5 protein-coding genes are annotated in these 5,369 nt (G+C 30.7%); all 5 read left to right on the top strand.

Annotated elements, in window-relative coordinates; all coding sequences use genetic code 11:
* Nucleotides 1-852, top strand: an 852-nt coding sequence (locus VK998_RS06700) for a DUF5915 domain-containing protein (protein ID WP_325226794.1), incomplete at its 5' end; no start/stop codon positions are given.
* A 314-nt stretch (nucleotides 853-1,166) separates the two neighbouring features.
* The gene (gene fusA / locus VK998_RS06695; protein WP_325226791.1) at nucleotides 1,167-3,230 is read left to right on the top strand and encodes an elongation factor G; all 2,064 of its coding nucleotides are present in this window, start codon (nucleotides 1,167-1,169) and stop codon (nucleotides 3,228-3,230) included.
* A gap of 147 nt (nucleotides 3,231-3,377) precedes the next feature.
* Complete coding sequence (locus VK998_RS06690) at nucleotides 3,378-3,836, top strand: CtsR family transcriptional regulator (protein WP_325226789.1); 459 nt, start codon at nucleotides 3,378-3,380, stop codon at nucleotides 3,834-3,836.
* A gap of 17 nt (nucleotides 3,837-3,853) precedes the next feature.
* Nucleotides 3,854-4,369, top strand: coding sequence for a UvrB/UvrC motif-containing protein (locus VK998_RS06685; protein WP_325226787.1), 516 nt, complete (start codon nucleotides 3,854-3,856; stop codon nucleotides 4,367-4,369).
* Between the two features lie 3 nt (nucleotides 4,370-4,372).
* A partial coding sequence (locus VK998_RS06680) for a protein arginine kinase (RefSeq protein ID WP_325226785.1) occupies nucleotides 4,373-5,369 on the top strand: 997 nt, incomplete at its 3' end.

The following is a 5,369-nucleotide window of genomic DNA, read 5'->3' as shown; positions in this document are numbered from 1 at the left end:
AAGATGATAGCACCTTTTGTACCTTTTGTTGCAGAAGAACTATATAGAAACCTAACAGATAATGAATCAGTACATCTAGATTACTATCCTAATTGTCAAGAAGAACTGATAGATTTGGATTTAGAAGAAAAAATGGATTTAGTAAGAGATTTAGTAGGATTAGGAAGAGCTTCTAGAGAAACAGTTAGAATTAAGGTACGCCAACCGATAAAGGAAGTATTGATAGATGGAAAATATGAAGATAAAATCAAAGATTTAGTTCCTCTTATTAAGGAAGAATTAAATGTTAAAGAGGTAGTATTTGAAAAAGATTTAAGCCAATTTATGAATTATTCGCTAAAACCCAATTTTAAAGTAGTTGGACCTATTTTAGGTTCTAAGGTTAAAGTTTTTGGTAAAGCTTTAAATGAGTTAGAACCTCATGAAGCAGTGAAGAAATTAGAATCTGGGGAAAAGCTGATTTTAGATTTAGACGGAGAAGAAGTAGAAATAGAGAAGGATTATGTAATGGTTACTATATCTTCAAAGGAAGGTTTCGATGTTGCTATGGAGAACAATCTGTTTGTAATCATTGATACTACCCTTACAAAGGATTTAATCAATGAAGGATATGCAAGAGAGTTTATCTCTAAGGTACAACAGATGAGGAAAAATAATGGCTATGAGGTCTTAGATAATATCAATATTTATTATGATGGTAATGATGATATAAAAGAAGCAGTAGAGTTATTTGAAGATTATATTAAGGAAGAAACCTTAGCACTATCAATTAAAAGAGTATCTGATGATTCTTTTGAAAAACAGGATTTAAATGGTCATATGACAGGAATAAAATTAGAAAAAATTAATTAATAGTAGAGCCTTTTCAGAGCCTTTTCAAAGGCTCTCTTTTTTTATAAAACATTTCTTATCATTTAGATATTCTAATGATATAATAAGTATAATAATGACAAAGGGACGTTTTAATGGTTATTTAAAAAGATAAGTGGATAAGGGTTTTCATTAAAATGGTATTTCTGATATTTAAAAAATACTATGATAAATGGCAGTTTCATGATATAATCTAAAAGGATAGTTATAATGATTTCTAGATTTGAAAGGTTTTAAAAATTTAAAATCTTTGAATATAAATAACAAAAAATGCTGGTTAAGGGGGAAAGGTATTCATGAAAGTATATCAAACTGATGAAATTAGAAACCTAAGCTTAATAGGACATAGCGGCAGTGGAAAGACAACTTTAACGGAAGCAATATTATTTTTTACAGGTGTTACTAAAAGGCAAGGTAAAGTAGAGGATGGAAATACCATATCAGATTTTGATAAAGAAGAGATATCAAGAAAGGTTTCGATTGGAACAGCAGTAGTTCCAGTAGAGTGGAATGATATTAAATATAATTTTTTAGACACTCCTGGCTATTTTGATTTTGTGGGGGAAATGTATGGTGCTTTAAAAGCTAGTGAAGGTGCTGTATTACTAGTAGATGCTTCTTCTGGTATAGAAGTTGGAACAGAAAAATCATGGAAATATACAGAGAAGCATAATATTCCAAGAATTATATTTTTGAATAAAATGGATAAAGAAAACGTTAATTTTGAAAAAGTTTTAAACAATATTCAAGCCCAGTTTGGAGATAAGGTAGTACCTTTTACTTTACCAATTGGAGAAGCAGAAAGTTTTAAAGGATTGGTAAATGTAATTGATGAATCAGCTTATGAATATGAAGGAAAAGAGGCTAAGCAAGCTGATATACCAACAGAAATACAAGGAGAAATCGAAAATATTAAAGAATTATTAATGGAGAAAGTTGCTGAAACTGATGAAGAATTGATGGAAAAATATTTTGAAGGTGAAGAGTTTACTATTGAAGAAATAAGAAAAGGACTAAAGCTTGCAATTGCTAATGGAGATTTAGTACCATTGATTGTTGGTTCGGCAGAAAAATCTATAGGAACTGATATATTACTTAACTTAGCTAAAAACTATATACCAAATCCAGCAGAAGTTGGTACAAATATAGGATATAAAGATGAAGATAAAATTGAAAGAAAGGTAGATATAGAAGAGCCATTTTCAGCAATTGTTTTTAAGACAATTGTAGATCCATTTGTAGGAAAACTATCTTTATTTAAGGTATTGTCTGGAAAGATGACAAAAGATCATGATATATATAATGTGAGCAAAGATAAAACTGAAAAATTAGGTGGATTATTTGTACTTAGAGGAAAAAATCAAATAGAAGTATCTGAAATAGTAGCCGGAGATATTGGTGCTACATCTAAATTGCAATCAACTCAAACTGGAGATAGCATTTGTGATAAATCCAATCCTACTCTATATGATGGAATAGAATATCCTCAGCCAACATTATTTTTAGCAGTAGAACCTAAGGCTAAAGGGGATGAGGAAAAAATAGGGACATCTTTACACAGACTAACAGAAGAAGATCCAACTTTTGTAGTAGAAAGAAATTCAGAAACAAAACAATTGTTAATTGGCGGTCAAGGAAATATGCAATTAACAGTTATTATAGATAAACTTAAAAATACTTTTGGAGTAGAAGTTAATTTAATCAATCCAAAAGTGGCTTATAGAGAAACCATAAAAGGAACTTCTAGTGTACAGGGGAAACATAAGAAACAATCTGGTGGAGCTGGACAATACGGTGATGTCCATATAAGATTTGAACCAGCAGACGAAGATTTTATTTTTGAAGAAGAGGTATTTGGTGGAGCAGTTCCAAGAAACTATTTCCCTGCTGTTGAGAAGGGATTAAGAGAATCTTTAGAAGAAGGAGTCCTTGCAGGATATCCGGTAGTAAATTTAAAGGCTACATTGTTTGATGGTTCTTACCATCCAGTGGATTCCAATGAAATGGCATTTAAAATTGCTGCTTCTCTTGCTTTTAAAAAGGGTATAGAAGAAGCTAGTCCAATACTGTTAGAGCCTATTATGAAAGTAGAAGTATTAATTCCTGAAGATTATATGGGGGATGTAATGGGTGATATGAATAAGCGTAGAGGTAGAATCTTAGGCATGGAGCCTCAAACAGACGGGTCCCAATTAGTTATAGCAGAAGCACCACAAGCTGAACTATTTGAATATGCTATAGATTTAAGAAGTATGACTCAAGCAAGAGGAAGCTTTACTATGGAATTTATAAGATACGAAGAAGTACCATCTAATATTGCTGAAAAAATAATAGAAGAAGCAAAAGCAGAAAAAGAATAAAAACATTAACTCTGGGTATAACAAGTATAGATACGGAAGTTTATCTATACTTGTTATTTATTTTTTAGATAGGTATTGAAAATATTTTAAAAAAATATATAATATATAGTAAAGGACAAAGAAAGTCAAAGTCAAGGGAGTGGTATTATGCCAAGAATAAGCAATATCATTGAAAGATTTATCAAAGAGATGCTAGAAGAAACGGAAAATGGGATAATAGAAATAGGTAGAAATGAATTAGCTGAACAATTTGGTTGTGCTCCCTCCCAAATAAATTATGTACTTACCACTAGGTTTACTCCTTATAAGGGTTATTATATTGAGAGTAGGAGAGGTGGAGGCGGTTATATAAAGATAATGAAGGTAGGAATTGAAGAAGATCAAGGGATGGGAGATTTAATTATAAATGTAATAGGCGATACTATAACTAAAAATAAAGCATATCATTTAATCGAAGGGTTAATGGAAGAAAATATTATTTCAAAGAGAGAAGAAAGATTAATGAAGGCAGCTGTAGGAGATACAGCTTTAGCCAGTGTGACTATGGGAAGAAATAATTTGCGAGCAGATATACTTAAAAATATGCTTTTAATTCTCATTAGGTAGTTGGGAGGTTGTAAATAATGCTTTGTCAAGTATGTAAAAAAAAGGAAGCTACAGTACATTATACAAAAATAATAAATGGTCAAATAGAAGAATTGCATATGTGTGATGAATGTGCAGCAAATAATAATGAATTTGAGTTTGATACTACTTTTTCATTTCATAAATTATTGACTGGATTAATCGATAGTATTCAAGGAGAAACAATTAAGAAGGAAGCAGAAGAAATTACTTGTCCATTTTGTGGGTTAACTTATGCTGAGTTTAGACAGACAGGGAAATTTGGATGTTCTCAATGCTATAATACCTTTAAATCAAGTTTAAATCCTTTGTTCAGGGGAATACATGGTTATAACAAACATATAGGGAAAGTTCCAAAGAGAGCAAACAAAACACTTGCCCAAAAAAGAGAAATTGATAAACTTAGGAATAAAATGAATGAGCTTGTAGCCAATGAGGCTTTTGAGGAAGCAGCTATATTGAGGGATAAAATAAAAAAATTAGAAAATGAATTAGATGGTCAAAGAGGTGAATAGGGAATGGTCAAATGGGTTGAAGGAACTAGCTCCGAAGAAGACGTAGTTGTTAGTACAAGGATAAGGTTAGCTAGAAATTTAAAAAATTATCGATTTCCACAAAAAATGAATATAGAAGAGTCGGAAAAACTTACTCAAGAGATTTTAAATGCAATGAAAGACCTTTTTTCAAATATAAATTATAAATTTATTAGAATAAATAATTTAACTCCCTTAGAAAGGGTAATATTTATAGAAGAACATCTAATTAGTCCAGGTTTAATACAAAAGCCAGATTATGGTAGTTTTTTATTAAGGGAGGATGAAAAGACGACTATAATGATAAATGAGGAAGACCATTTGCGGATACAAACTTTACTTCCTGGTTTGAATTTTGAAAAAGGCTGGGACATTAGTAGCGAAATTGATGATTTTCTAGAAGGTTCTTTAGACTTTGCTTTTCATGAAGAATTTGGTTATTTGACAGCTTGTCCTACTAATGTTGGAACAGGTCTTAGGGCTTCTGTCATGGTCCATTTACCATCTTTATCAATTACAGGGCATGTCAATAATCTGATAAATGGATTGAATAAAATTGGAGTGACTGTAAGAGGACTTTATGGAGAAGGAACAGAAGCATTAGGTAATTTATATCAAATATCTAACCAGATTACTTTAGGAGAAGGAGAAGAACAAATAATAAATAAATTAAAAAATGTTATACACCAGATTTTAGACAAGGAGAGAAATGTTAGAAATAATTTACTTAATAAAAGAAAAAATGAAATGGAAGATAAAATTTTTAGATCTTTGGGGATACTAAAGTATTCTAGAAATATTACATCTAAAGAAGCAATGAAGCTTTTATCAAATGTAAGGTTAGGTATAGAAATGGGCATAATTAATGATATAGAGTTTAAGGAAATTACAAAATTAATGATAGAAGTTCAGCCTGCATCTATTCAAAAATATGCAAGCAAAGAATTAACTCAGGAAGAGAGAGATATGTTTAGATCTAATT

This window comes from Schnuerera sp. (assembly GCF_035459645.1).
In the GTDB taxonomy this organism is placed as follows: Bacteria; Bacillota; Clostridia; order Tissierellales; family Tepidimicrobiaceae; genus Schnuerera.
Note: the sequence above shows the minus strand (reverse complement) of the source record. Positions and strands in the feature narration are given on the sequence as shown.